The organism is Streptomyces spinoverrucosus, from assembly GCF_006539505.1.
GTDB classification, from domain to species: domain Bacteria; phylum Actinomycetota; class Actinomycetes; order Streptomycetales; family Streptomycetaceae; genus Streptomyces; species Streptomyces spinoverrucosus.
In genome coordinates this window covers 189,424-214,860 of the sequence record NZ_BJND01000003.1, presented here as the reverse complement: position 1 = coordinate 214,860, position 25,437 = coordinate 189,424, and the positions used below count along the sequence as shown (strand labels likewise).

22 protein-coding genes are annotated in these 25,437 nt (G+C 71.1%); 11 read left to right on the top strand and 11 right to left on the bottom strand.

Features of this window, described 5'->3' with window-relative positions; translation table 11 throughout:
• Positions 1-561 precede the first annotated feature (561 nt).
• From SSP24_RS01540 to rhaI, 7 genes are all read right to left on the bottom strand, one after another.
• Positions 562-1,716, bottom strand: coding sequence for a betaine/proline/choline family ABC transporter ATP-binding protein (locus tag SSP24_RS01540; protein WP_141306727.1), 1,155 nt, complete (start codon positions 1,714-1,716; stop codon positions 562-564).
• A 4-nt stretch (positions 1,717-1,720) separates the two neighbouring features.
• On the bottom strand, positions 1,721-2,386 hold the full coding sequence (locus SSP24_RS01535; RefSeq protein WP_141306725.1) for a LutC/YkgG family protein: 666 nt from the start codon (positions 2,384-2,386) through the stop codon (positions 1,721-1,723).
• On the bottom strand, positions 2,383-3,861 hold the full coding sequence (locus SSP24_RS01530; protein ID WP_141306723.1) for a LutB/LldF family L-lactate oxidation iron-sulfur protein: 1,479 nt from the start codon (positions 3,859-3,861) through the stop codon (positions 2,383-2,385). The genes SSP24_RS01535 and SSP24_RS01530 overlap by 4 nt, the downstream gene beginning before the upstream one ends.
• Entirely contained in the window at positions 3,858-4,613 is a 756-nt protein-coding gene (locus SSP24_RS01525) for a (Fe-S)-binding protein (RefSeq protein ID WP_141306721.1), read from the bottom strand. The genes SSP24_RS01530 and SSP24_RS01525 overlap by 4 nt, the downstream gene beginning before the upstream one ends.
• Before the next feature lie 71 nt (positions 4,614-4,684).
• Complete coding sequence (locus SSP24_RS01520; RefSeq protein ID WP_141306762.1) at positions 4,685-6,121, bottom strand: rhamnulokinase; 1,437 nt, start codon at positions 6,119-6,121, stop codon at positions 4,685-4,687.
• A gap of 8 nt (positions 6,122-6,129) precedes the next feature.
• The gene (locus tag SSP24_RS01515; RefSeq protein WP_141306719.1) at positions 6,130-8,169 is read right to left on the bottom strand and encodes a bifunctional aldolase/short-chain dehydrogenase; all 2,040 of its coding nucleotides are present in this window, start codon (positions 8,167-8,169) and stop codon (positions 6,130-6,132) included.
• A 114-nt stretch (positions 8,170-8,283) separates the two neighbouring features.
• On the bottom strand, positions 8,284-9,450 hold the full coding sequence (gene rhaI / locus SSP24_RS01510; RefSeq protein ID WP_141306717.1) for an L-rhamnose isomerase: 1,167 nt from the start codon (positions 9,448-9,450) through the stop codon (positions 8,284-8,286).
• A gap of 263 nt (positions 9,451-9,713) precedes the next feature.
• Here rhaI and SSP24_RS01505 point away from each other — a divergent pair, with 263 nt between their 5' ends.
• From SSP24_RS01505 to SSP24_RS01455, 11 genes are all read left to right on the top strand, one after another.
• Entirely contained in the window at positions 9,714-11,231 is a 1,518-nt protein-coding gene (locus tag SSP24_RS01505; protein WP_141306715.1) for a sugar ABC transporter ATP-binding protein, read from the top strand.
• Complete coding sequence (locus tag SSP24_RS01500; protein ID WP_141306713.1) at positions 11,228-12,268, top strand: ABC transporter permease; 1,041 nt, start codon at positions 11,228-11,230, stop codon at positions 12,266-12,268. Before SSP24_RS01505 ends, SSP24_RS01500 begins: the two co-directional genes overlap by 4 nt.
• On the top strand, positions 12,261-13,250 hold the full coding sequence (locus SSP24_RS01495; protein WP_141306711.1) for an ABC transporter permease: 990 nt from the start codon (positions 12,261-12,263) through the stop codon (positions 13,248-13,250). The genes SSP24_RS01500 and SSP24_RS01495 overlap by 8 nt, the downstream gene beginning before the upstream one ends.
• 30 nt (positions 13,251-13,280) lie before the next feature.
• A complete protein-coding gene (gene rhaS, locus SSP24_RS01490; RefSeq protein WP_141306710.1) occupies positions 13,281-14,363 on the top strand; it encodes a rhamnose ABC transporter substrate-binding protein in 1,083 nt (360 codons plus the stop codon).
• Positions 14,364-14,380: 17 nt separating this feature from the next.
• Complete coding sequence (locus SSP24_RS01485) at positions 14,381-14,701, top strand: L-rhamnose mutarotase (RefSeq protein WP_141306708.1); 321 nt, start codon at positions 14,381-14,383, stop codon at positions 14,699-14,701.
• Positions 14,702-14,718: 17 nt separating this feature from the next.
• Entirely contained in the window at positions 14,719-16,143 is a 1,425-nt protein-coding gene (locus SSP24_RS01480) for a BNR repeat-containing protein (RefSeq protein ID WP_141306706.1), read from the top strand.
• Between the two features lie 79 nt (positions 16,144-16,222).
• Positions 16,223-17,248 carry a LacI family DNA-binding transcriptional regulator gene (locus SSP24_RS01475; protein ID WP_141306704.1) on the top strand — a complete coding sequence of 342 codons (1,026 nt, stop codon included), beginning with the start codon at positions 16,223-16,225 and terminating at the stop codon, positions 17,246-17,248.
• Positions 17,249-17,409: 161 nt separating this feature from the next.
• Positions 17,410-18,711 (top strand): alpha/beta fold hydrolase, encoded by a 1,302-nt coding sequence (locus SSP24_RS01470; protein WP_141306702.1) that lies wholly within the window; start codon positions 17,410-17,412, stop codon positions 18,709-18,711.
• Between the two features lie 28 nt (positions 18,712-18,739).
• Positions 18,740-19,483, top strand: a complete 744-nt coding sequence (locus SSP24_RS01465) for a PIG-L deacetylase family protein (RefSeq protein ID WP_141306700.1) — start codon at positions 18,740-18,742, stop codon at positions 19,481-19,483.
• Between the two features lie 31 nt (positions 19,484-19,514).
• Positions 19,515-20,345 carry a pentapeptide repeat-containing protein gene (locus SSP24_RS01460; RefSeq protein ID WP_141306698.1) on the top strand — a complete coding sequence of 277 codons (831 nt, stop codon included), beginning with the start codon at positions 19,515-19,517 and terminating at the stop codon, positions 20,343-20,345.
• A 91-nt stretch (positions 20,346-20,436) separates the two neighbouring features.
• Positions 20,437-21,162, top strand: a complete 726-nt coding sequence (locus SSP24_RS01455; RefSeq protein WP_141306696.1) for a DUF2470 domain-containing protein — start codon at positions 20,437-20,439, stop codon at positions 21,160-21,162.
• Here the strand turns inward: SSP24_RS01455 and SSP24_RS01450 are convergent.
• The 4 genes from SSP24_RS01450 to SSP24_RS01435 all read right to left on the bottom strand — a co-directional run bounded on the left by SSP24_RS01450 (position 21,130) and on the right by SSP24_RS01435 (position 25,359).
• Positions 21,130-22,353: a lactonase family protein gene (locus SSP24_RS01450; RefSeq protein WP_174864560.1), complete on the bottom strand. Its 1,224-nt coding sequence runs from the start codon at positions 22,351-22,353 to the stop codon at positions 21,130-21,132. The genes SSP24_RS01455 and SSP24_RS01450 overlap by 33 nt on opposite strands.
• A 133-nt stretch (positions 22,354-22,486) precedes the next feature.
• Positions 22,487-23,512 (bottom strand): hypothetical protein, encoded by a 1,026-nt coding sequence (locus tag SSP24_RS01445; protein ID WP_141306694.1) that lies wholly within the window; start codon positions 23,510-23,512, stop codon positions 22,487-22,489.
• Positions 23,513-23,559: 47 nt separating this feature from the next.
• Positions 23,560-24,813, bottom strand: a complete 1,254-nt coding sequence (locus SSP24_RS01440; protein WP_141306692.1) for an FUSC family protein — start codon at positions 24,811-24,813, stop codon at positions 23,560-23,562.
• A gap of 51 nt (positions 24,814-24,864) precedes the next feature.
• Entirely contained in the window at positions 24,865-25,359 is a 495-nt protein-coding gene (locus SSP24_RS01435) for an FBP domain-containing protein (protein WP_141306690.1), read from the bottom strand.
• Positions 25,360-25,437: the final 78 nt, after the last annotated feature.

Here is a 25,437-nt window from a genome sequence, read left to right as displayed (position 1 = left end):
CGCGGGGTTCAGGGCATCCGGTGCCGGGGTCGGGCGTTCGCCCCCGGGCTCAAGCTGTCTGCCACAGGGCCTCGGGCGTTGCCCCCCCGGGGCTCAGGGTGTCGGCCACAGGGCCCCGGGCGTCTGCGACGGGGTTCTGGGCGTCCGGCGCGGGGGTTGGGCGTTCGCCCCCGGGCTCGGGGCGTCGGCCACAGGACCTCAAGCATCCTCCACGGGGCTGAGGGCGTTCGCCACCGGGCTCACCCGGCGTTGGCCACAGGACCTCGGGCGTCCGCCACAAGGCACAGGGCGTTCGCCACCGGGGTCACCCGGCGTCGGCCAGAACCTCGGGCGCCCTCCACGAGGCTCAGGGCGTCCGTTGCCGGGCTGAGGTGCTCGTCACCGGGCTGGGGCGTCCACCAGGCGCTGGCGTTCGCCACCGGGCTCAGGGCGTCGGCCACAGGACCTTAGGCGTCTGCCATGAGGCTCAGGGCGTCCGGCGCCGGACTGAGGCATGCGCCACCGGGCTCGGGCGTCCACCGGGCGTTGGCGTTCGCCACCAGGCACACGGTGCCCGCCTGCTCAGGCGTCCGCCACTGAGTCGAAGTCCACCTGGCCCCGCGGCACGCCCAGCGCGTCCGCGTCCACCGAGCGGCGCAGGGCCTCGTGGAGTTTCGCCGGGGTCAGGACGCCCAGGAAGCGGGCGCCCTCCAGGACCGCGACCCAGCCGGCGTCGTGCTGGAGCATCACGCCGAACGCCTGTTTGAGGGGCGCGCCCACGGGGACCCAGGCGTTCATGCGGTGGGCCAGGTCGCCGACGCGGGCGCTCGTGCCCAGCTCGTCGATGCCGACCCAGCCGTGCAGGTCGCCGTGTGCGTCCAGGACGACCGCCCATCGGGCGCCCTCCGACCGCAGCCGTTCCGCCGCTCTCCCCGACGGCTCGTTCACCTGGGCGATCGGCGGCTGTTCCAGATCACCGCGCTCGATCGCGGTCACCGACAGCCGCTTCAGGCCCCGGTCGGCGCCGACGAACTCGGCGACGTACGACGACGCGGGCGTGCCCAGCACCGCCCCGGGCGTGTCGAACTGCTCGATCCGGCCCTGCCCGTACACGGCGATCCGGTCACCGAGCCGTACCGCCTCCTCGATGTCGTGCGTGACCAGCAGCACCGTCTTGCGCACCGCGGCCTGCATCCGCAGGAACTCGTCCTGCAACTGCTCCCGCACCACCGGGTCGACCGCCCCGAACGGCTCGTCCATCAGCAGCACCGGCGGATCGGCTGCCAGCGCCCGCGCCACGCCGACCCGCTGCCGCTGACCGCCCGACAACTGGTGCGGGTAGCGCGGCCCGTACGTCTTCGGATCCAGCCCCACCAGATCGAGCAGCTCCGCCGCCCGCGCCCGCGCCCTCGCCCGCTTCCAGCCGACCAGCGACGGCACGGTCGCCGTGTTGTCGAGGATCGTGCGGTGCGGGAAGAGGCCGACCTGCTGGATGACGTATCCGATCCGCCGCCGCAGCCGTACAGGATCGACGCCCGCGATGTCCTCACCGTTCACGAAGATCCGCCCCGACGTCGGCTCGATCAGCCGGTTGACCATCATCATGGTCGTCGTCTTGCCGCAGCCCGACGGTCCCACGAGCGTGACCAGCTCGCCCTCCGACACCTCGAAGGACAGCCCGTCCACCGCGGTCGTACCGTCCGGGTAGCGCTTGGTGACCTGCTCGAACCGGATCATGGTTTCACGCTAGCGGCGCCACCTCGTCCCCGCTCACCAGCACCACCTCAAGGGTGCGCGGACCGTGCACCCCCTCCACCCGGTCGAGCTCGATGTCGCTGGTGGCGGACGGCCCGGAGATCCAGGTCAGCGGGCGTGCCGGGTCGAGTCGGGGCATGGCCTGCGGGACGGACGACACGACCTGGGCGGGCACCCGTACGACGCAGATGTGATGGTCGGGGACGAGGGTGATCCGCCGCCGCCCCTGGTCCGGCGAGCCGTCCAGCACGATGGTGCCCGTCTCGGCGATCGCGACCGCACAGCCGGTCACCACGCTGTCGACACGGTCCAGTTCGTGCGGGGTGCTCGCGGCGCGATCGGGCACACGCGTCGCGTCCACCGCCTCCAGCCAGCGCTCCGGCAGCCCGGGCGGCACCAGCACGGTCCGCGCGCCCCGCGCGGCCAGCAGCCGCCCGAGCACATCCGGCAACTCCTCGTCCGCGCAGCGGTGCACGATCGCCCGGTAGTCCGCCAGATTCTCGGCGAGCAGCTCCACCGTCTCCTCGACGCTCCGCTCGCCGTGCTCGCTGAGATAGTCGCGCCGAACCGCCTGCTCGTACGGCGTGTCGTCGTCCCGCACATCGGCCAGGGCGCGTCGCACCCGGCCCAGAATCCGCTCCCTGCTGCTCACTCCGAAGCGTCCTTTCCACCACGCGTCCGCTGCCACCAGTCCCGGAACGGCTCCGCGGGCACCGGCGGCAGATCCCGGCTGCCGCTCCACGCCTTGCCGGGACCCGGCAGCGTGCGCGGATGGAAGCGCCGGGTGCGTGAGGCGAGCCGCTGCCCGGTGCGCAGCGCGCCGGGGTGGGCGAACGCCCAGCGGGCCGCCCGCATCGCCGCCCGCTCGGCCGCATGCCCCTTCGCCGGCTTCAGCAGGACCTTGTTGCCGCCCCGCGTCACCTCCCCGCCCTGCACGACCCGCTCCCGCAGATGCACCAGCACCTCGGGGATGTCGATGGCCACCGGGCACACCTCGTAGCAGGCTCCGCACAGCGAGGACGCGTACGGCAGGGAGGCGTCGATCTCGCTCGCGGTGCCCCGGAGTTGGGGGCTGAGGATCGCGCCGATCGGGCCCGGGTACACCGAGCCGTACGCGTGACCGCCCGCCCGCTCGTACACCGGGCACACATTGAGGCAAGCCGAGCAGCGGATGCAGCGCAGGGCCTGCCGCCCGACCTCGTCGGAGAGCGTGTCGGTACGGCCGTTGTCGATCAGGACCAGGTGGAAGTTCTGCGGCCCGTCCTCGTCCGTCGTACCGGTCCACATCGACGTGTACGGATTCATGCGCTCGGCCGTCGAGGAGCGCGGGAGGGTCTGCAGGAACACCTCCAGGTCCCGCCAGGTCGGCACGATCTTCTCGATGCCGACCACCGAGATCAGCGTCTCGGGGAGGGTCAGGCACATCCGCCCGTTGCCCTCGGACTCCACGACCACCAGCGTGCCCGTCTCGGCGACCATGAAGTTGGCGCCGGAGACGCCGATCTTGGCACGCAGGAACTTCTCCCGCAGATGCAGCCGGGCGGCCTCGGCCAGCTCGGCGGGCGTGTCGGTCAGGCCCTCGGGCGCCGGACGGCCCCACTCGCCCATCTCACGGGCGAAGATGTCCCGGATCTCACCACGGTTGCGGTGGATCGCCGGGACCAGGATGTGCGACGGCCGGTCCTTGCCCAACTGCACGATCAGCTCGGCGAGATCGGTCTCATAGGCCCGGATCCCCTCTGCTTCCAGCGCCTCGTTGAGGCCGATCTCCTGGGTGGCCATCGACTTGACCTTGACGACCTCGGACTCGCCGGTCTGCCGGACCAGGTCGGCGACGATCCGGTTGGCCTCGTCGGCGTCGACGGCCCAGTGGACGGTGCCGCCCGCCGCCGTCACCGACTCCTCCAACTGCACGAGGTACCGGTCGAGATGACGAAGCGTGTGGTCCTTGATCCGCCGCCCCGCCTCCCGCAGCTGAGCCCAGTCCGAGACCTCGGCGACCGCCTTCTCCCGCTTGCCGCGGATGGTGTGCGTGGCGTGCCGCAGATTGCCGCGCAGGGTGGGATTGCGCACCGCCTCGTGCGCGGCCGCCGGAAACGCCGGCATTCCGACGAACGTTCCGCTCACAGCGCCGGTTCCTCCTCCGTGCTCGCCAGGATCTCCGCGATGTGCACCGGCCGCATCCCCGTGCGCAGCCGGGTCATGGTGCCGCCGATGTGCATCAGACAGGAGTTGTCCGCCGCGCACAGCACCTCGGCGCCGGTCGACTCGGCGTTGCGCACCTTGTCGGCACCCATCGCCGCCGAGACATCGGAGTTCTTCAACGCGAAGGTGCCCCCGAACCCACAGCACTCGTCCGCGCCCGGCAACTCGACCAGCTCAAGACCCTTCACCGCCTGAAGCAGCCTGCGGGGACGCTCGCCCAGGCCCAGCCCGCGCAGCCCGTGGCAGGTGGGGTGGTACGTCACCCGGTGCGGGTAGTACGCGCCCACGTCCGTCACCCCCAGCACATCCACCAGGAACTCGGTGAGTTCGTACGTCTTCGGCACCACCGACGCGAGCGCGGTCGCCAGCGTGTTCCCGCGCCCCTCGGCCCGCGCCCGCGAACCCATCCGCGGATACAGCTCCCGCACCATCGCCCCGCACGATCCGGACGGCGTCACGATAGCCTCGTACTCCCCGAAGACGTCGGAGAAGTGCCGGGCCAGCGGCTCCGCCTCACGCCGGTAGCCGGTGTTGTAGTGGGCCTGCCCGCAGCAGGTCTGGGCCATCGGGAAGTCGACCTCGACGCCCAGCCTGGTCAGCAGATTCACCACGGCGCGCCCGGTGTCCGGATAGAGCGTGTCGTTGACACAGGTCAGGAACAGGGCGACACGCATCGCGGCTCCTTGGGGTTGATCATCCGACGTGTGCAGGGTAGTGCGGTGGCGCGGGCCGGGGGAGACCCCGCTCACGCTCCGGCGAGCCGGGCCTGGGCCGCCCGCCAGGGCGCGGTGTCACCGCGCGGTTCGTAACGGGTGAGCGGCTGGGTACGGCCGAGCAGCCGCCGCATCTCGGCCCGGTCGCCGACGAGCCCGTGGGCCCGCGCCTGCACCAGTACGTTTCCGAAGGCCGCCGCCTCCGTGGGGCCCGCCACGACCGGCAGCCCGCAGGCATCGGCGGTCAGCTGGCACAGCAGCGCGTTGCGCACCCCGCCGCCGACCACATGGACGACGTCCACGTCATGCCCGGCCAGCCGCTGGGCGTCCTCCACGGCCCGCCGGTGAGCGAGGGCGAGCGAGTCCAGGATGCAGCGCGTGACCTCGCCCGGAGACTCGGGCACCGGCTGCCCCGAGGCACGGCACGCCTCGGCGATCCGCTCCGGCATCCGCCCCGGCGCCAGGAACGCCGCGTCGCCCGCGTCCACCACCGACCGCAGCGCCGGAACCCCGGCCGCGGCCTGCAGCAGCTCACCGAGGTCCGGCTCCCCCCAGGCCCGTACACACTCCTGGAGCAGCCACAGCCCCATGATGTTGCGCAGATAGCGGACCGTGCCGTCCAGGCCCAGCTCATTGGTGAAGTTGGCGGCCCGGCTCTCCTCCGTCAGCACCGGCGCGTCCAGCTCAAGCCCGGCCAGCGACCAGGTGCCGGTGCAGATGTAGGCGAAGCGCTCACCGGACGCCGGTACGGCGGCGACCGCGGACGCCGTGTCGTGCGAGGCGACCGCCGTGACCGGCACGGGACCGGTGAGGCCCGTCTCGTCCAGCACCTCGGGGCGCAGCGCCCCCGCCGGATCGCCCGGCTGCCGCAGCGGCGCGAACAGGCTCAGGTCGATGCCCAGCCGCGCGGCCACGTCGTACGACCAGTCCCGCGTCCGGGGATCGACGAGCTGGGTCGTCGAGGCGTTGGTGAGCTCGGTGCCCTGCTCCCCGGTGAGCCAGTACGACAGCAGGTCGGGGATCAGCAACAGGCGCTCGGCGTGGCCGGGTTGGTCGGAGGAGCGGGCGGCGACGAGCTGGTACAGCGTGTTGAAGGGGGCGTACTGCAGCCCGGTCGCCGCGTACAGCTCGGCGGCGGGCACGTTCGCCCACACCTTCTCGGCGACGCCCTCGGTCCGCCCGTCCCGGTAGTGCACCGGGTTGCCGAGCAGTGCCCCGTCGGCGTCCAGCAGTCCGTAGTCCACGGCCCAGCTGTCGATGCCGACGGAGTCGACCTGCCCTGCCGCCCGCAGCCCGTCCAGGACACCGGCGTACAGCGCGAGCACATCCCAGCGCAGCCCCTCCGGCACCCGCACCGGCCGGTTGGCGAAGCGGTGCGCCTCGGTCAGTTCCAGCTCGTGCCGCCCGACGCGGCCGACCATGACCCGCCCACTGGACGCACCGAGGTCGACCGCGGCGTACGACTTCATGGCGCTGCTCACCGCAGGAACGCGGCGGCCACGCCGGCGTCGACCGGGATGTGCAGCCCGGTGGTGTGCGTCAGCTCCCCGCCGGTCAGCGCGAACACGGCACCCGCCACATGCTCCGGCAGCACCTCACGCTTGAGGATCGTCCGCTGGGCGTAGAACTCCCCGAGCTTCTCCTCCGGCACCCCGTACACGGCCGCCCGCTGAGCACCCCAGCCACCCGCGAAGATCCCCGAGCCCCGCACCACACCGTCCGGGTTGACCCCGTTTACCCGAATCCCGTGCTCACCCAACTCGGCCGCCAGCAGCCGCACTTGATGAGCCTGATCGGCCTTGGTCGCGGAGTAGGCGATGTTGTTCGGCCCGGCGAAAACGGCGTTCTTCGAAGCGATATAGACGATGTCACCGCCCAGCCCCTGAGCGATCATCACCCGCGCCGCCTCCCGGGAGACGAGGAAGGACCCGCGCGCCATGATGTCGTGCTGAAGATCCCAGTCCTTGGCGGACGTCTCCAGCAGCGGCTTGGAGATCGAGATACCCGCGTTGTTCACCACGAGATCCACGCCCCCGAAGGCGAGCACCGCGGCCTTGAACGCCTCGGCGATCTGCTCCTCGGAGGTGACGTCGACGGAGACGGCGACGGCCTTGTCGGCTCCGCCCAGCTCCTCGGCGACCTGGGCGGCGTTCTCCGCGTTGAGGTCCGCCACCACGACACACGCACCCTCGGCAACCAACCGCTGCGCGATCGCCTTGCCGATTCCGCTCCCCGCGCCGGTCACCAGCGCCACCCGCGTCGCGAGCGCCTTGGGCTTCGGCATTCGCTGGAGCTTGGCCTCCTCCAGCGCCCAGTACTCGATGCGGAACTTCTCCGACTCCTCGATCGGCGCGTACGTCGACACGGCCTCGGCGCCTCGCATCACGTTGATGGCGTTGACGTAGAACTCGCCGGCGACCCGGGCCGTCTGCTTGTCCTTGCCGAAGCTGAACATGCCCACGCCGGGCACCAGCACGATGGCGGGGTCGGCGCCACGCATGGCAGGGGACTCGGGCAGGGCGTGCCGCTGGTAGTAGGCGGCGTACTCCTCGCGGTACTCCGCGTGCAGCTCCTTCAGCCGGGCGATCGCCTCGTCCAGCGGAGCCGTGGGCGGCAGGTCGAGGACCAGCGGCCGTACCTTCGTGCGCAGGAAGTGGTCGGGGCAGGAGGTGCCGAGCGCGGCGAGCCGAGGGTGCTCGGCGCGGGCGAGGAAGTCGAGCACGACGTCGGAGTCGTTGAAGTGCCCCACCTGCGGCTTGTCCTGCGAGGCGACGGCACGGACGTACGGCGCCAGCGCGGCCGCCCGCTCCCGCCGCTCGGCCTCGGGCAGCGCCTCGTACCCCTCGATGACGGCCCCGAACGGCTCGGCCTTCCCCCGCTCCTCCAGGAACGCCTCGGCGGTACGGATGATGTGCAGCGAGTTCCGCTCGCACTCCTCGGCGGTGTCGCCCCAGGCGGTGATGCCGTGCCCGCCCAGGATCACACCGATGGCCTGCGGGTTGGCCGCCTTGACGGCGGCGATGTCCAGCCCGAGCTGGAAACCGGGCCGCCGCCACGGCACCCACACCACGCTGTCCCCGAAGCACTCGGCGGTCAGCTTCTCCCCGTCCGCCGCGCAGGCCAGCGCGATCCCGGAGTCGGGGTGCAGATGATCGACGTGAGCGGAGTCGACGAGCCCGTGCATCGCGGTGTCGATGGAGGGCGCGGCGCCGCCCTTCCCATGCAGGCAGTAGTCGAACGCGGCGACCATCTCGTCCTCGCGCTCGACGCCGGGGTAGACATCGACGAGCGCCCGCAGCCGATCCAGCCGCAGCACAGCGAGCCCCGCTTCGGTGAGCGTCCCGAGGTCCCCTCCGGACCCCTTGACCCACATCAGCTCGACATCACCACCGGTGACGGGATCGGTATCGGCACCTTTGGCGGAGGCGTTGCCGCCGGCGTAGTTGGTGTTGCGCGGATCAGCACCAAGCCGGTGAGACCGAGCGAGAAGAGCGGCAGCTTCAGGATGGGTTGCCATTGGAGTCGGTTCCTTCTCAACAGGGGGTTAGTGCACGTACGCAAGGGGCGCGGGGAACTGCGCGACCAGCCACATCGGACCCGCAGCCCGCAGACAACAGAACCCGGCAGACGCTTAGGCGCCCCACCCGGCCTGCCGCCCCCCAACCCGCTCAGCCACGATCTTCTCGGCCCACCCGGACCGGGCATACGCAGCAAGCGGCTCCGGATCCAGCCCCATTTCCCCCCGCACCTCACGAAGCAACGGCCGCACATCCGTGTTGTACGCATCCATCAGCACGGCATTCGCCCCCAGCACATCCCCCTCCCGCTGAGCCGCAGCCAACGCCCCCCGATCAACGAGCAGCGCCTTCGCCGTCGCCTCCTGCACATTCATCACCGACCGAATGATCGCCGGAATCTTCGCCTCGATGTTGTGACACTGATCGAGCATGAACGCGACCCCGGACTCGGCACCGAACCCACCCCCACGCACGACCTCGTACATGATCCGGAACAACTGGAACGGATCCGCCGCCCCCACCATCAGGTCGTCATCCGCGTAGAACCGAGAGTTGAAGTCGAACCCCCCGAGCTTCCCCTCCCGCAGCAGCGTGGCCACGATGAACTCGATGTTGGTCCCCGGCGCATGGTGACCGGTGTCGACCACGACCTGCGCCTTCGTCCCGAGCTTCAGACAGTGCGCGTACGCCGTCCCCCAGTCCGGCACATCCGTCGTATAGAACGCGGGCTCGAAGAACTTGTACTCCAGCAGCATCCGCTGCCCCTCACCCAGCCGCGCGTACACCTCGGCCAGACCCTCCGCCAGCCGGTCCTGCCGCTCGCGCACATCGTCCTGCCCGGGATAGTTCGTCCCGTCGGCGAACCACAGCTTCAGATCGGCGGAGCCCGTCGCGTCCATGATGTCGACGCACTCCAGCAGATGGTCGACCGCCTTGCGCCGCACCGCCGCGTCCGGATGGCAGATGCTGCCCAGCTTGTAGTCGTCGTCCTGGAAGGTGTTGGAGTTGATCGCGCCGAGCTTCACCCCGCGCTCCCCGGCGTACTTCGCCAGCGCCGCGTAGTCGTCGACCTTGTCCCAGGGGATGTGCAGGGCGACGGTCGGGGCCACGCCGGTGAACTCGTGCACCTTGGCCGCGTCGTCCAGCTTCTCCCGCGGATCGCGCGGCACACCGGCTTGTGCGAACACCTTGAAACGGGTCCCCGAGTTCCCGTACGCCCACGACGGCGTCTCGACTGCCTGGGTCTTGAGCGCGGCCTTCACCGCGGCGAGTTCGGTCACTGCTGGGCTCCTGCGCTTGTCGACACGAACGATGAAACGATTCAGAACGGCAAGCTATGAGCCCCCGCAAGGGGTGTCAAGCGCTCTGACCAACCCGTTTCTTTGTGATCCCGCCGTGACCTTCGGCTATCGAAAATTTTTCGACATGAACCCATTGACGTGACATGGCTGGCCCGCCTAACGTCCCGGCAATCCAGTTGAAACCTTTCACGACGCCGTGCGGGGCGCCTCGCCGCCCTCGCCGCGTCGTCGAGGAGCCCCTCATGACCCACCCGTCCGACACGGGGCCGGCCCCGGTAGTGGCGCTCAAGGGCATCTCCAAGTCCTTCGGCGCGGTACGCGCCCTGCGGGACGTGTCCCTGGAGCTGTTCCCCGGAGAGGTGCACGCCCTCGCCGGCGAGAACGGCGCGGGCAAGTCGACCCTCATCAAGACGCTCGCCGGGGTGCACCGGCCGGACGCCGGCCACGTGCTGCTCGACGGTGAGCCCGTCGTCTTCCACGGCCCCGGCGACGCCCGTGACGCCGGTATCGCCGTGATCTACCAGGAGCCCACGCTCTTCCCCGACCTGTCGATCGCGGAGAACATCTTCATGGGCCGTCAGCCCCGGCGCGCCCTCGGCCGCATCGACCACAAGGCCACCCATGCCGCGACGCTGGCGCTGATGCAGCGCCTGGGCGTCGAGCTCGACCCCGACCGCCCGGCCCGCGGGCTGTCCATCGCGGACCAGCAGATCGTCGAGATCGCCAAGGCGCTCTCCTTCGACGCCCGGGTCCTGATCATGGACGAGCCGACGGCCGCGCTCACCGGCAGCGAGGTCGCCCGCCTCTTCGGCGTCGTGCGCACGCTGCAGGAGCAGGGCGCCGCCGTCCTGTTCATCTCGCACCGCCTGGAAGAGATCTTCCAGATCTGCCGCCGCGTCACGACCCTGCGCGACGGCGCCTGGATCGCCTCCGAGCTCCTCGACGGCATGACCGAGGACGACCTGGTCCGCCGTATGGTCGGCCGCGACCTCGACGAGCTCTACCCCAAGCAGGACGTCCGCCCCGGCGAAGTCGCCCTCAGCGTGCGCCGGCTGACCCGCGAGGGCGTCTTCACGGATGTCTCCTTCGAGGTGCGGCGCGGTGAGATCGTCGGCCTCGCGGGCCTCGTGGGCGCCGGACGCACCGAGGTGGCGCGAGCGGTCTTCGGCATCGACCGCTGGGACGGGGGCGAAGTCTCCGTGGACGGCCGCAAGCTCACCAACGGCGCCCCCTCCACCGCCATGGCCGCCGGGCTCGCTCTGGTCCCCGAGGACCGGCGCGCCCAGGGCCTGGTGATGGACATGTCCATCGAGCGCAACATCGGCCTGACCGGACTTCGTACGACCGTCAAGGCAGGCCTGATGGACCGGGGCGCCGAACGCAGCCGTTCCCTCGACTGGGCCGTCAAGCTCCAGGTCAAGTACGCCCGGATCGCCGACACCGTCTCCACCCTGTCCGGCGGAAACCAGCAGAAGGTCGTCCTCGCCAAGTGGCTCGCCACGCAGCCGAAGGTGCTGATCGTCGACGAGCCGACCCGCGGTATCGACGTCGGCACCAAGTCGGAGGTGCACCGGCTGCTGTCCCAGCTCGCCGCCGACGGCGTCGCCGTCCTGATGATCTCCTCCGACCTGCCCGAGGTCCTCGGCATGGCCGACCGCGTGCTGGTGATGCACGAGGGCCGGCTCACCGCCGAGATCCCACGCTCCGACGCCACCGAGGAAACCGTGATGGCCGCAGCCACCGGGAGGGCCGCCGCATGACGGTGACCGCACCCAATCCCACGTCGACCCACGAGGCGCCCAAGTCCAGCGGTACCCGCCTGGTCGACCGCGTCTTCAAGATGCGCGAGCTCGCGATCCTGGTCGTCTTCCTGGTGATGATCGCCGTCACCCAGGCGGGCAACAGCGAGTTCCTGTCCGAGCAGGGCATCAAGGACCTGCTGCTGAACGCGACGATCCTGGTCCTGGTCGCCACCGGCCAGTCCCTGGTGGTGATCACGAGGAACGTCGACCTGTCGGTCGGCTCCACCCTCGGCATCAGCGCCTTCGCCGCCGGTACGTATCTCCAGGGCGGCGGCAACCCGGTGGTGGCCGTGCTGCTGGCGGTGCTGATGGGCATCGGCTTCGGCCTGCTCAACGGCCTGCTGGTCAGCCTCGGCCAGGTGCCCGCGCTGGTGGTGACCCTGGGCACGCTGTACATCATCCGCGGCATCGACTCCATCTGGGTCGGCTCCCGGCAGATCACCGCGGCCGACCTGCCCGGCGGGTTCGTCGACTTCGGCTCGGGCGGCATCGGGGCGGTGCCCTGGTTGGCGCTGATCGCTCTCGCGGTTCTCATCGCCACCGCCTACTACCTCAAGCACTTCGGCAGCGGCCGCGAGCTGTACGCCCTCGGCTCCAACCCCGAGGCCGCCCGGCTCGCCGGCATCCCGGTCCGAAAGCGGATCCTGGCGGCGTACACCTTCTGCGGGGCGCTCGCCGGGCTCGCCGGAGCGATGTACCTGGCCCGGTTCGGCAACGTCGACTCCGGCACCGGCAACGGCTACGAACTGACCGTCGTCAGCGCGGTCGTGGTCGGCGGCGTCGTCTTCACCGGCGGCTCGGGCAGCGTCTACGGCGCCGCACTCGGCGCGCTGCTGCTGACCTCGATCAACAGCGTGCTGCCCGCCCTGGGCGTCAGCTCGGTGTGGGTGCTCGCGATCAACGGCATCCTGCTCATCCTCGCCATCGCCGTGGACCGTGTGGTCGCCCTGCGTGTGGCGTCCGCCCTGAAGAAGAGGAACGCCCGCCATGCCTGAGTCCCTGACGCGCGCGATCCGTTGGGACACCGTCGTCGGCGCGCTGCTGATCGTCGTTCTGCTGCTGTCGTTCGGGTTCGTGGACGGTTTCGGCAACGCCCTGAACCTGTCGTTCCTGATCGGCAACACCTTGCCGATCGCGCTCATCGCCCTGCCGATGACCCTGCTCGTCGTCTCCGGCGAGATCGATCTGTCCGTAGCCTCCACCGCCGGGCTGTCCGGCGCGGTGATGGGCGCCCTGTGGAACCAGGGCATGACCATCGAGACGATCATCCCGCTGTGCCTGCTGCTCGGCGTGGTGTGCGGGCTGATCAACGGTCTGCTGGTGACCAAGCTCGGGCTGCCGTCGCTCGCCGTCACCATCGGTACGCTCGCCGCCTACCGGGGCATCGCGCAGATCGTGCTCGGCTCCGACGCGGTGACCGACTTCCCCTCCCAGTACCTGGACTTCGCGGCCGGGCGGATCGGCGACACGTTCATCCCGTACGCCTTCCTGCCCTTCCTCGTGCTGCTGGCGATCGCGGTGGTGGCACTGCACGCCACGCCGTTCGGGCGGTCGGTGTTCGCGATCGGCGCGAGCGAGGAGGCGGCGCGGTTCGCCGGGATCCGGGTGAAGCGGCAGAAGCTGATTCTGTTCACGGTGACGGGCCTGATGGCGTCCCTCACCGGCGTGTTCTGGGCGCTGCACTACGCCAGCGCTCGGTACGACAACGCCACGGGCCTCGAACTCTCCGTCGTCGCGGCCGTGTTGCTCGGCGGTATCGACTTCGACGGCGGCAAGGGCACGCTCGGCGGTGCGATCGCGGGAGTCTTCCTGCTCGGTGCGCTGCAGAACGTCATGAGCCTCCAGGATGTCTCCGCCCAGTCGCAGATCGTCGTCACCGGTGTCCTGCTCGTCCTTTCCGTGCTCGGCCCCCGGGTCGCACGGCAGATCTCCGTAGCGAGGGCGGGCCGCAGAGCCGCCTCGACTCCGACCTCGTAACCCAGCCCTCCCTCGTAAAGGACCAACGCCATGCGCAAGTCATCCCTCCGCCGTACCTCCGCGGCCCTCGCCGCCGTCACCTCCCTCGCCCTCGCCCTCACCGCCTGCGGCGGCACCACCAAGAAGGACGTCGCAGGCGAGGGCGGCTCGGCCGCCGCGGCCGGCAAGGCCGACCCCAATGCCGAGCTGAAGAAGGGCCTCACCGTCGGCTTCCTGCCCAAGCAGGTCAACAACCCCTACTTCACCACCGCCGACAAGGGCGGCGAGGCCGCGCTGAAGGAGCTGGGCTCCAGCTACAAGGAGGTCGGACCCTCCAGCGCCACCGACACCTCCGGGCAGGTCTCCTACGTCAACACGCTCACCCAGCAGCAGGTCGACGCGATGGCCGTGTCCGCGCAGGACCCGGGCGCCCTGTGCACGGCCCTCAAGCAGGCCATGAGCAACGACATCAAGGTCGTGACCTACGACTCGGACACCAAGCCCGAGTGCCGCAACGCCTTCGTCTCGCAGGCGTCCGCCGAGGACCTCGGCCGCACCGAGGTGCAGCTGCTCGCCGAGCAGATCGGCTACAAGGGCGAGATCGCGATCCTGTCCGCCGCGCAGACCGCGACCAACCAGAACACCTGGATCGAGTTCATGAAGGACGAGCTCAAGGATCCGAAGTACAAGGACATGAAGCTGGTGAAGGTCGCGTACGGCAACGACGACGCGCAGGCGTCCTTCCAGCAGACGCAGGGCCTGCTCCAGGAGTACCCGAACCTGAAGGGGATCATCTCCCCGACCACCGTCGGCATCAAGGCCGCCGCCCAGTACCTGTCCGGCTCGAAGTACAAGGGCAAGGTCAAGCTGACCGGCCTCGGCACCCCCAACGACATGCGCAACTACGTCAAGGACGGCACCGTCGAGGCGTTCGAGCTGTGGGACCCGGCGAAGCTGGGCGAGCTGGCCGCCCGTACCGCCGTCGCGCTGGTGTCGGGCCAGATCACCGGCAAGGAGGGCGAGACCTTCACCGCCGGCGACATGGGCGAGTACACCATCGGCAAGGACGGTGTGATCAGCCTCGGCAAGCCGACCGTGTTCGACGCCGACAACATCGACCAGTACAACTTCTAGTCCCGGGGCGGTACTTCATGCAGCGCGTCTGTTTCCTGCTCAAGGTCCGCCAGGACCGGATCGCCGAGTACCGCGAACGCCATGCCGCCGTGTGGCCGGAGATGCTCGAAGCGCTCTCGGCCACCGGCTGGCACAACTACTCGCTCTTCCTGCGCGACGACGGACTGCTCGTCGGCTACCTGGAGACCGAGGACTTCGCGGCCGCCCTCGCCGGGATGGAGGCCACCGAGGTCAACACCCGTTGGCAAGCCGAGATGGCGCCGTTCTTCGAGTCCCTCGACGGCTCCCGGCCCGACGAAGCCATGAAACCGCTCACCGAAGTGTTCCACCTCGCCTGACAACGGAGTCCTACGAGATGAGAAGACGTACGCTGCTGACCGGAGCCGTGCTCAGTGTCGTGGCCGGCCCGACGCTCGCCACCGGCACCGCCCGAGCCGCCGACCCCGGCCCCTCCGTGGCCCGTATCGCCACCACCCGACTCGACGCCCAGGCCCTCTACTTCGTGTCCTACGACGGCCTGGTCAACAACAACTCGTTCCAGAAGAACGGCCTGCTGACCTACAAGGGTTACCAGTACGCCGCCTGGTACACCGCCGACCGCAACGCCGTCGTCGGCCGCCGCGCCCTCGGCGCCACCACCTGGCAGACCGTCAAGGTCGGCCACACCCTGCGCTACAACGACTCCCACAACGTCATCTCCATGGGCGTCTCCCGGGTCGACGGCCGACTGCACCTCAACATGGACTCGCACAGCGACGGCTTCACCTACGTCAAGTCCGTCGCCGGTCTCATGGACAACCCGGCCGGGCTGAGCTGGGTCGCGAGCCGCTTCGGCGCCCCGCAGTCCACGCTCGACGGCCTCGGCCTCACCAGCCAGTTCACCTACCCCCAGTTCGTCACCACCCCCGAGGGCCGCCTCCAGCTCAGCTACCGGGTCGGCATCTCCGGCAACGGCCGCAACGCGCTGGCGGAGTACGACGGTTCGCGGTGGACGGCGCTGGGCGAGTGGACCAGCTCCACCGGCACGTACACCAGCGAGCACGGCTCGTCGACCGCCCGCAACATGTACCTGCACGGCATCGACTACGACCGCAACGGTCGGCTGCACGCCTTCTTCACCTGGCGTGAGCAGAACGGCGCCGTGATGTGCAACGGCGGCGGCATCACCAACCACGACACCGGCTACGTCTACTCCGACGACCGCGGCCGGACCTGGCGCAACAACGCCGGTACGGTCGTCGGCACCACCGGCGGCTCCGACCGGGTCTCGGTCAACGACGCGGGCCTGGTCGTCGACCCGCTCAACCCGGACCACTCCCTGATGAACCAGGAGAGCCAGTTCACGGACTCCGCCGGCCGCCCGCACGCGATCATCAGTTACGTCCCCGGCCGCTTCGGGCAGTGCACCACGAACTACGTCGCCAACCGCACCGCGAACGGCCGTGCCTTCCACGTCCGCCGGAACGCCTCCGGCACCTGGCAGAAGACGGAGATCCCTGTCCCGTTGAACTCCAGCCAGCGCACCAAGCTGATCCTGGACAAGTACAACAACGCGTACGCGATCTTCCCGTTCGGCCGGATCGCCGGCGCCTCGGCGGCCTCCGGGTACACCGACTGGAAGCTCCTCTTCGACGGCAGCGGACTCAACGCCTTCGGCGAGGTCGTGATCGACGAGACGCGGGTCGCGCAGGACGGTGTGCTGTCCTTCATGTACCAGCAGAAGTCCAGCGGTACGACACCGTCGGCGCTGCATGTCATCGACTTCCGGCTGCCCGCATGACCAATGCTGTCCCGGGGCGCCGTGAGGGTACTGTGAAGGCCTTCCCGTCGCCCCACGTTCTCCTGGAGGTCGCTGCCTGATGGCCCAGTCGGTGGGTATCAAGGACGTCGCCCGCGCCGCCGGCGTCTCCGTGGGCACGGTCTCGAACGTCATCAACCGCCCGGACACGGTCGCCACCGAGACCCGGGCGCGGGTGCAGTCCGCCATAGACCGGCTCGGCTACGTCCGCAGCGAGTCCGCGCGCCAGCTGCGCGCGGGCCGCAGCCGGATCATGGGCCTGCTCGTGCTGGACATGGGCAACCCCTTCTTCGTCGACGTGGCCCGCGGCGCCGAGCGCGCCGCCCGCGAGGCCGGCCTGGGCGTGATGGTCTGCAACAGCGCCCAGGACCCTTCGGAGGAGGCCGAGTACCTCTCGCTCTTCGCCGAACAGCGGGTACGTGGCGTGCTGCTCACCCCGGCCGACGCGACCGGCCGCAACATCGAGACGTTCCGCCGCCACGGCATCCCCTTCGTGCTCGTCGACCGGGTCGCGGAGGGCGCCACCGAGTGCTCCGTCTCCGTCGACGACGTGGCGGGCGGCGCCCTCGCCGTACGCCATCTGATCGACGCCGGGCACCGCTCCATCGCCTACGTCAGCGGCCCGCCCGGCCTCAACCAGGTGCGCGACCGCCGCACCGGCGCCCTGAACGCCCTCGCCGAGGCGGGCCTCGGCCCCCACGCGCTGCGCGAGCTGCCCACCGAGCGGCTCGACGTCGCCGCCGGCCGGGACGCCGGCGCCCGGCTGCTCGGCCTCGCCGACCGCCCGACCGCCGTCTTCTGCGCCAACGACCTGCTCGCGCTCGGCGTCCTGCAGGCCATGTACGCGGCCGGCGTCGGCGTCCCCGACGACCTCGCCATCGTCGGCTACGACGACATCGAGTTCGCCGCCGCGGCCGCCGTACCCCTCACGTCCGTACGCCAGCCCGCCGTCACGATGGGCGCGCTGGCCGCCGAACTCCTGCTGGAGGAGACGGAGACGGAGAACGGCCCGCCCCGGCACGAACACCGCCGGGTCGTGCTCCAGCCGGAACTGGTGGTACGCCGCTCCAGCCTGTCCGGCCGCTGAACCACCGCCCGGACCGGTCACTGACTCGGCGTTCAGCACCGCAGGGATTGAGCCACTGAACCTGCGTTCAGCAGCCGTTCATGATCCCCGGCGGTGGCGGGCGGCCCGCGATGTGCTGAACTGGGACGCGGTCCGCACCGTCGTCCGCCCCGGGAGCCCCGTTGAGCGTCAGCTACCGTCAGCCAGGCATCGTCCTCACCGACCGCCACTTCACCGTGCCCCTCGACCACGACGACCCGCACGGGGAGACGATCGAGCTGTACGCCCGCGAGGTCGTCGCGAGCGACAAGGCGGGGCAGGACCTGCCGTGGCTGCTCTACCTCCAGGGCGGCCCCGGCTTCGGGGCGAACCGTTTCGTCGGAAAGCAGGCCTGGCTCGGCCGGGCCCTGAAGGACTACCGCGTCCTGCTGCTCGACCAGCGCGGCACCGGCCACTCCACCCCCGCCAACCGCCAGACCCTGCCGCTGCGCGGCGGCCCCGCCGAACAGGCCGCCTACCTGACGCACTTCCGCGCCGACGCGATCGTCCGCGACTGCGAGACCGTCCGGCGCGAGGTCACCGGCGGCGCGCCCTGGACCGTCCTCGGCCAGAGCTTCGGCGGCTTCTGCACGGTGAACTACCTCTCCACCGCCCCCGAAGGCCTGGCCACCGCCGTCGTCACCGGCGGCCTGCCCTCCCTCGAAGCGCACGCCGACGACGTCTACCGCGCCGCCTACCCGCGCATCGAGCGCAAGGTCACCGCGCACTACGCCCGCTACCCGCAGGACGTCGAGCGGGTCCGCCGGATCGCCGACCATCTGCTCACCCACGACGTCGTCCTCCCGAACGGCTACCGGCTCACCGTCGAGGCCTTCCAGTCCCTCGGCATCCTGCTCGGCGGCAGCGAGGGCAGCCACCGGCTGCACTACCTCCTGGAGCACGCCTTCGTCCGCACGCCGCAGGGCACGGTCCTCTCGGACGCGTTCCAGGAGGAGGTGCAGGGCCTGCTGTCGTACGCCGGACACCCGCTGTACGCGCTCGTCCACGAGGCCTGCTACGGCCAGGACCATCGCCCCACGGCCTGGTCGGCCGAGCGGGTGCGCGGTGAGTTCCCGCAGTTCGACGCGGCCAAGTCCCTTGCGGGCGACGGGCCGGTGCTGTTCACCGGAGAAACGATCCACCCCTGGATGTTCGACTGCGACCCGGCGCTGCGCCCGCTGCGTGAGACCGCCGAACTCCTCGCCGCCCACACCGGCTGGCGGCCCCTGTACGACCCGGCGCGCCTCGCGGCCAACGAGGTGCCGGTCGCGGCGGCCATCTACCACGACGACATGTACGTCGACACGGCCCACTCGCTTGAGACCGCCCGTGCCATCCGGGGCCTGCGCACCTGGGTCACCGACGAGTTCGAACACGACGGCGTACGTGCGGGCGGCCCTCGCGTGCTGGACCGACTGTTGGGGCTGGCACATGACGAGGTCTGACGTCAGTACGACGGACTAGTCTGCGGGCATGACCGAGCCGACGACCGCTCAGCTGAAGCCCATGCCCGACGACTGGCAGCGCGCCCTCGCCGTCGTGGCGCACCCGGACGACCTGGAGTACGGCTGCTCGGCGGCCATCGCCGCCTGGACCGACGCCGGCCGTGAGGTGGCGTATGTCCTGGCCACCCGAGGCGAGGCGGGCATCGACACGCTGGAGCCCGCGCAGTGCGGCCCGCTGCGGGAGCGCGAGCAGCGGGCGAGCGCGGCGGTCGTCGGGGTGTCGGTGGTGGAGTTCCTCGACCACCGGGACGGTGTCATCGAGTACGGCACCGCCCTGCGCCGGGACATCGCCGCCGCCATCCGCCGGCACCGGCCCGAGCTGGTGATCACCCTCAACCACCGGGACACCTGGGGCGGCGTCGACTGGAACACCCCGGACCACGTGGCCGTCGGCCGCGCCACGCTCGACGCGGCGGGCGACGCGGGCAACCGGTGGATCTTCCCGGAGCTGACCGAACAGGGCCTGGAACCCTGGAACGGCGTCCGCTGGGTCGCGGTCGCCGGCTCCAATACGCCGACCCACGCCGTGGACGCCACGCCCGGCATGGAGCGCGCGGTGCGCTCCCTGCTCGAACACCGCACGTACATCGAGGCGTTGACGGAGGAGGACCCGGAATCGTACGTGCGGGGTTTCCTGACCGGATACGCGAAGAGTACGGGGGAGCGGTTCGGGGGTCGGCCAGCGGTGGCGTTCGAGCTGTTCGGCCGCTAAGGGTCACTGGGCGGGTCATTAGGCTGTCGGCATGCACAATCACCCCGGCGACCTCACCGACCTGCGCGGAGACTGCGCCAACTGCTTCGGTCTCTGCTGTGTGGCCCTGCCCTTCGCCGCCTCGGCGGACTTCGCGCTGAACAAGGACGCCGGGAAGCCCTGCCCCAACCTGCGGGGCGACCACCGCTGCGGTATCCACGCCGAGTTGCGGCAGAAGGGCTTCACGGGCTGCACGGTCTACGACTGCTTCGGCGCCGGACAGCGGGTCTCGCAGGTCACCTTCGGCGGGCAGGACTGGCGCATCGGCTCCCGGGAGCACGCCCGGCGGATGTTCGACGTCTTCCCCGTCGTACGGCAGCTGCACGAGCTGCTCTGGTACCTCACCGAGGCCCTCGCCCTGCCCGCCGCCCGCCCGGTCCACGCCGATCTGCGCCGTGCCCTGGAGGACACCGAGCGGCTCGCGCGGCAGAGCCCGCAGGAACTCGCCGCATTGGATGTCGGCGCCCACCGGCAGCAGGTCAACGTCCTGCTCCTGAAGACCAGTGAGCTGGCCCGGGCAGGCACGCAGGGCCGGAAGAAGGACCGCCGGGGCGCGGATCTGATCGGGGCCCGGCTCAAAGGCGCCGATTTGCGTGGCGCGAACCTCCGCGGTGCCTTTCTCATCGCCGCGGACCTGACCGGCGCGGATCTGCGCGGCGCGGACCTGATCGGCGCCGACCTGCGCGACGCCGACCTCACGGACGCCGATCTGACCGGGGCGTTCTTCCTGACCCAGCCTCAGCTCACCGCGGCCCGGGGCACGGCCGGCACCAAGCTGCCAAAGACCGTGTCACGGCCCGCGCACTGGACGGCCCTTCACTGACGCACAGGAAAACCTGGGGGGCATCCCTGGTTGGCGCACGCCCGTATCTTCGGTAGGTTAGGTGAGCCTTACCTAATGAGGAGGAACTGGGATGGGTGACAGCCAAGCCTGGACGGCCGCGCCCGCCGCGGCGGAACGGGCCCGATCGGTGCTCGCCACCTCGTGGTCGTGCGCGGTGACCGCGGAGGGCGTGCGCGAGGAACTCGTCGGCGCGCACACCGTGGCGGAGGACGGCCGGATCCTCCTGCACGTGCCGGAGGACAGCGCCCTGCTCGCGGCCACCATCTGCGCTCCCCGCGGCGAGCCGTCCGCCGTCCTGGAGTTCGCCGACGTCGCACCCGTCCCGATGCGCAACCGGATCCGGTCCCGGCTCTGGCTGGCCGGCTGGTTCATCATCGAGGAGGGCCACCTCGCCTTCCAGGCCACCCGCGTGGTGCTGCGCCGCCCGTCCGGTGCCGTGGTGATCGACCTCGACGAGTTCGCCGCCGCCTCGCCCGACCCGCTGGCCACCGCCGAGGCCCGGCTGCTGACCCACCTGGCCGAGGCCCACCCCGACGCGGTAGAGCGGCTCACCCGGCTCGTCGAGCCGGGCAGCCTGCACGGCGTGGTGCGCGTCCAGCCACTCGCCGTCGACCGGCACGGACTGACGCTGCGCATCGAACGCCGCCGCGCCCATGGCGACGTACGGCTGGCCTTCCACACGCCCGCCGACGGGGTCGCGCAGCTCACCGAGCGCATGCACGTGCTGCTGGCGCAGGCCAGCGCCGCCTCCTGCCCCCGCGCGCTACAGCGGCAGCGCACAGACGGCGACGGGTGAGGCGAACGGCTCACCGGCGAGCCGCAGTTCGCCGCTCGCGCCGTCCACGTGGAAGACGCTGACACTGCCGGACCGCTGGTTCGCCGCGAACAGCAGCCGCCCGTCCGGGGAGAAGGCGATCTGCCGAGGGAAGTCGCCCGCCACCGGAACCGTGCCGAGCAGCCGCAGCCGGGCGCCGTCGGCCTCCACCGCGTAACGGGCCAGGCTGTTGTGGCCCCGGTTGGCGAGATACGCGTACGCGCCGTCGGCGGTCACCAGGATCTGCGCCGGGTAGGAGGTGCCCTCGCCGGTCCCGGTGGACTGGGGCTCGCCGATCGTCAGACGTCCGCTCGCCGGGTCGTAGACGCAGACGGCGACCGTGTTGTCGACCTCGTTGGCCAGATAGGCGTGCCGGCCGCCGGGGTGGAAGGTGAGGTGGCGCGGACCCGCCCCCGGCCGGGTGTGCGCCCGCGCGACCTCGCGGAGCGTGCCCTTTTGCTGGTCGAGGCGGTAGGTGTAGACGCTGTCCGTGCCGAGGTCGACGGCGAGGACGTGGCGGCCGTCCGGGCTCGTGACGAACTGGTGGGCGTGCGGGCCCTCCTGGCCGGGACCCGGCGCCGGGGTGGAGTGCGTGACCACGTCGGTGCGCTCGCCGAGCGCGCCCGAGGCCTCGATCGGGTGTACGGCGACGCTGCCGGAGGTGTAGTTGGCGCTGAGCAGCCAGCGTCCGCTCGGGTGCACGGACAGATGGCAGGGGGCCGCGCCGCCCGTGCTGCGGCTGCCGAGGATCTTGCGGTCGGCCAGCCGTACGGCGGTCACGGCACCGTCCTCGCGCTCGTTCACCGCGTACAGCGTGCGGCCGTCCGGATGCACCGCCAGATACGACGGGTCCGCCACGCCGGTGAGGGTGCCCGTCCCGGTGATACGGCCCGTCCCCGGATCGTAGGTCGCCAGGCCGATGCCCGTGCCGCCGTCCTCGACGGAGGTGTAGGTGCCGACGTAGAGCGGGCGGGGGCCGGTCGACTTGCCTGCGGCGGTCGGCTCGTCCGTGGCTGTCGGCTCGCCCGTGGCCGTCGGTGAGCCGCGCTCGGCGGGCGTCTCGGGGGTCGGCCGGGTCCCGCAGGCGGTCGATGCCGACAGCGCCGTCCCTGTGACGGCTCCGACGAAGCGCCGCCTGCTCCAGCCGCCGCGCGCCCGCGCATCCCTGCTCATCTCCGCACCTCAGCTCGTCGTCCGCCCCGGAACTCGTCGGTGGTCCCGGGCGTGACAGTCACCTTGGCGCGGATCACCCACCAAGTGCAAGAAGAGCAACAGGCGTTGCATGTGGTGCAACAGGGTTACGGGCCTACCAGTCGCCGTCCGTGACCGGCTTGCCCGGCGCGTCCTTCAGCGGCTGCACCTGGTGCGGCGCGGGCTCCTGCCAGGGCTCGTGGTCGTCGCCGAGCCAGTCGCCGACGGGCTTGACCGCCGTGAGCGTGTCCGGGGCGGCCAGATCCTCCGCCTCCTGGTCGTAGTAGTCGTACCAGGGCAGTCCCGCGCGCGTGTACGCCGCACGGTCCACGGGCGACGGCGGGGGAGCCTCGCCGGTGATCCGGCGCCACTCCGGTGGTGTCACCAGGTGGACGAAGACCCGTCCGGCGGGCGGCTCGGCCCAGTCCGTGAGCGGCCGGTCGTCCCGGTAGACCTCCTGGCGCATCGAGCCGCCGACGCCGAGCCCCATTGCCGCGGCGGCCCGGGGTGCACCGCCGGGCGCCGCCGCGGGAGCCGCCATCGCGGCCCCGTAACTCGGCGGGGCGAGGGGCATTGCCCGCGACCGCTCCGCCCTGCGCCGCTCCTCCGCACGCCAGGCGGCCAGCGCCGCGTCGTTCAGCGGGAACGACTGCAGTTGGACGCCGCCCCACACCTCCTCGCCCGTGACCTGCCCTTCCACGGTCGCACCGAGGCCGAGCGGCACCGCCACGAACTGGCGGACCGTGCCCTTGCCCGAGTTGATGCCGTCCAGCCAGGGCTGACGCGGCAGCACGACGTAGTTCTGCGGTTCCCGGGCGAGCCGGTCGCTCCACGGTCGGCCCGAGACCGCGCACACCTTGCCCACGCCGACCTGAAGGGCCGCGGGCTCGGTGGTGCCCGCGAAGCTCAGCCACATCGCCTCGCGCAGATACACCGGCAGCATCACGCCACCGCGCGCGAGCCACTGCTCGGGCACCGTGTCCGCGTGGTCCGCGACCCGCCGGATCGGGAACTCGCCGAGGCCGGGCGGCAGGGGGTGCGTGCCCGTCTCCGGCAGGCGCAGTGTGCGGATGAAGCGCACCGCCACACCGCCCGGCAGACGCAGCGTGTTTCCGTCGATCCGCACGGTGGTCCCGCTCATCCGCACGCCCCCTCCCATCCCGTGCCGGATCGAGTCCCGGCGCTCCCTCACCAAGAACGCCCGCCGGCCCCGGTGCGGTTCCGCCACAGCTGCTCCTGAACGCCCAGACGCTCGCGCAGCCGCGTCAGCCGCGGCATGCGCTCGCGCTGCTCACGCGTGTGGCGGTCCAGCTCCTCCAGGAGCCGGCGCGAGCGGTGCTCGGTGTCGAGTTCGTCGAGGATGCGGTTGACCTCGGTGAGCACGGCGCCGTACAGCTGCCACTCGCGCGCGTCGCGCTGGACCTCCTCCAGCAGGAGCTGGGCCAGCTTGTCGCGGGTGGCCACGGCCGTGTGCAACTCGGCGGCGAGCCGTTCCTCCGCCGACTCGGCGCTCGCGCTGACGCTGGTGGTGACCAGCACCGCGAAGCTCACCACCGCGTCGCCGATCTCCGACAGCAGCTGCTCCACGACGGACCCGGTCTCGCCCTTGAACAGCGGCTCCGGGTCGCGCTCCTTCGCCAGGTCCGTGAGGGTGCGGGCGATGACCCGCAGCACCACCGTGCAGATCTCCAGCGTGTCGAGGCCCGTGCGCAGCACCACCCGGTGCAGCAGCCCCTCCCGCACCCGCGGATTGAACCGCAGACTGTCCTCGGCCTGCCGAAGGGCCGCGTCCACCTGCACGATGTCGTGGTCGAGCCGACGTGCCTCGTGCAGGCGCTCGGCCGCGTACTCGACGGGCGTGCGGCCTCCCGCCTCCTCGCCGACCCGCAGCATCAGCTGCCGCATCCGGCGGGCCAGCCCCTCGATCGACTCGCCGGCCTCGCCCACCCACACCGGCGGCGCCAGCAGCAGATTGCAGGAGAGCCCGACGACCGCGCCGATCAGCGTCTCCACGATCCGCGCCCAGGCGGTGTCCCCGACGGTGGTGACGCCGAGCACCAGCATGGCGCTGATCGCCACCTCGGGGACATACTCGTCGACCCTTACCAGGTGCCCGACGGCCAGCGCGGCCAGGATCACCAGGGCGAGGCTCCACCAGGTCAGGCCGACCAGCAGGCTGAAGGCGATGGCGACGAGGACGCCCGCCACCACGGAGTTCACCCGGCGGACGCCGTTGGTGAGGGTGGCGTAGAGGGTGACCTGGACGACCAGCAGCGCGGTCAGCGGCGCGGTGAGCGGCGCGGCCTCGGGGCTCAGGCGCAGCGCGATGACGTACGCGACGGTCGCCGCGACCGTCGACCGCAGCGTCTGGACGACCACGGGGTCGCGTCGCAACTTCGTCAGGCGCGCGCGGTACGCCGACCAGTCTCGTTCCACTCGCATCCCTTGGCCTGTTCCCCATCACCTGTGGCATCGAACGTGTCGTCCACCTTCTCAGGCGGACAGCTTGTCGAGGAAGGCGAACAGGTTGCCCGTGGTCCGGGCGATCTGTTCCTCCAGCGTCAGGCTCTCCTCGAAGCGCGCCCCGGACTCCGAGATCTTCTTGCCGCGGACGTAGAGGGAGCAGGCGAGGTCGGCGCACATGTAGACGCCGACGGAATTGCCCTCGCGGCCCGCCGCGCCCGCCTTGCGGGCCGTCATCAAGGAGACGCCGCCGCGGGGATGGCCGGTGAGGCAGAGCGAGCACAGGCTGCGGTGCAGATAGCCGCGCTGCGGGGGCGGGAAGCGCAGGGTGACTCCTATGAGCCGCCCCTCGCGTTCGGCCACGAGATAGCTGCGGTCGGGTGCCCCGGGGTCTCGCCAGCCCAGGAAGTCCAGGTCGTCCCAGGGGCGGTCGGCGAGGTCACGCGGGACGGCCAGTCGCTTGGCCTCTCCCTTGGAGCAGTTGATGAAGGAGCTGCGGATGTCCTGCTCGGTGAGCGGTTTCATGGGGGAGCCTCCTGGGGCGTCGCCGGGCGAGGCCGCCGAGGACCTCGCAAAACCTAGGGACCCTAGGTTTCAGCCTAG

Excerpts from the sequence above, each read along its gene's own strand:
- SSP24_RS01540 (WP_141306727.1), bottom strand. The coding sequence starts at position 1,716 with ATGATCCGGTTCGAGCAGGTCACCAAGCGCTACCCGGACGGTACGACC.
- SSP24_RS01525 (WP_141306721.1), bottom strand. The coding sequence starts at position 4,613 with ATGCGTGTCGCCCTGTTCCTGACCTGTGTCAACGACACGCTCTATCCG.
- SSP24_RS01520 (WP_141306762.1), bottom strand. The coding sequence starts at position 6,121 with ATGAAGTCGTACGCCGCGGTCGACCTCGGTGCGTCCAGTGGGCGGGTC.
- SSP24_RS01515 (WP_141306719.1), bottom strand. The coding sequence starts at position 8,169 with ATGGCAACCCATCCTGAAGCTGCCGCTCTTCTCGCTCGGTCTCACCGG.
- SSP24_RS01505 (WP_141306715.1), top strand. The coding sequence starts at position 9,714 with ATGACCCACCCGTCCGACACGGGGCCGGCCCCGGTAGTGGCGCTCAAG.
- SSP24_RS01500 (WP_141306713.1), top strand. The coding sequence starts at position 11,228 with ATGACGGTGACCGCACCCAATCCCACGTCGACCCACGAGGCGCCCAAG.
- SSP24_RS01495 (WP_141306711.1), top strand. The coding sequence starts at position 12,261 with ATGCCTGAGTCCCTGACGCGCGCGATCCGTTGGGACACCGTCGTCGGC.
- rhaS (WP_141306710.1), top strand. The coding sequence starts at position 13,281 with ATGCGCAAGTCATCCCTCCGCCGTACCTCCGCGGCCCTCGCCGCCGTC.
- SSP24_RS01485 (WP_141306708.1), top strand. The coding sequence starts at position 14,381 with ATGCAGCGCGTCTGTTTCCTGCTCAAGGTCCGCCAGGACCGGATCGCC.
- SSP24_RS01480 (WP_141306706.1), top strand. The coding sequence starts at position 14,719 with ATGAGAAGACGTACGCTGCTGACCGGAGCCGTGCTCAGTGTCGTGGCC.
- SSP24_RS01475 (WP_141306704.1), top strand. The coding sequence starts at position 16,223 with ATGGCCCAGTCGGTGGGTATCAAGGACGTCGCCCGCGCCGCCGGCGTC.
- SSP24_RS01465 (WP_141306700.1), top strand. The coding sequence starts at position 18,740 with ATGACCGAGCCGACGACCGCTCAGCTGAAGCCCATGCCCGACGACTGG.
- SSP24_RS01460 (WP_141306698.1), top strand. The coding sequence starts at position 19,515 with ATGCACAATCACCCCGGCGACCTCACCGACCTGCGCGGAGACTGCGCC.
- SSP24_RS01455 (WP_141306696.1), top strand. The coding sequence starts at position 20,437 with ATGGGTGACAGCCAAGCCTGGACGGCCGCGCCCGCCGCGGCGGAACGG.
- SSP24_RS01450 (WP_174864560.1), bottom strand. The coding sequence starts at position 22,353 with ATGAGCAGGGATGCGCGGGCGCGCGGCGGCTGGAGCAGGCGGCGCTTC.
- SSP24_RS01445 (WP_141306694.1), bottom strand. The coding sequence starts at position 23,512 with ATGAGCGGGACCACCGTGCGGATCGACGGAAACACGCTGCGTCTGCCG.
- SSP24_RS01440 (WP_141306692.1), bottom strand. The coding sequence starts at position 24,813 with ATGCGAGTGGAACGAGACTGGTCGGCGTACCGCGCGCGCCTGACGAAG.
- SSP24_RS01435 (WP_141306690.1), bottom strand. The coding sequence starts at position 25,359 with ATGAAACCGCTCACCGAGCAGGACATCCGCAGCTCCTTCATCAACTGC.